The organism is Flavobacterium ponti (genome assembly GCF_042652765.1).
Classification (GTDB): Bacteria; Bacteroidota; Bacteroidia; order Flavobacteriales; family Flavobacteriaceae; genus Flavobacterium; species Flavobacterium ponti.
Window position 1 is genome coordinate 3,332 of record NZ_JBHSGW010000019.1, and the last position, 455, is coordinate 3,786.

Consider the following 455-nt stretch of genomic DNA (forward strand, 5'->3'; position numbering starts at 1 on the left):
TATTGGTAACTGGTACTGGGTTTACTTATGGATATGATTATACAACAAGTAATACTAACAATAATACTTATACAGGTGTTGGACAAACTTATGGAACTGGTGGCTCTACTACAAGTAGTACTGATTTAGGAAATCCTATAATTATTAATGTTGTGCCTCCTTGTACAACTTGTCCAGAGTTGGAAGAAGAATTAATTCAAGAAACTCCTTGCGAAGAGTTAAATGATTTAAAAAACAAACCTAATATTCAAAGTGCTTTGTATGAATTAGAAGATGAAATAGCAAATACTCCTATGGGTAATGTTTCTGATGAAGCTTCTTTTGTGCTTGACATAGCTCCTAATGAAAGTGTAACACTTAGAAAAGCTTATGGTTCTCAAGGAATGGTTAAAGTTAAAGTTAGACCAAAAAGTTTTGGAGCACTCCATGTTCACAATTTAGGTATTGATCCAATG

1 protein-coding gene is annotated in these 455 nt (G+C 33.0%); it reads left to right on the forward strand.

From position 1 onward, the window contains the following. A partial coding sequence (locus ACFO3U_RS07720; RefSeq protein ID WP_379740158.1) for a hypothetical protein occupies positions 1-455 on the forward strand: 455 nt, incomplete at both ends.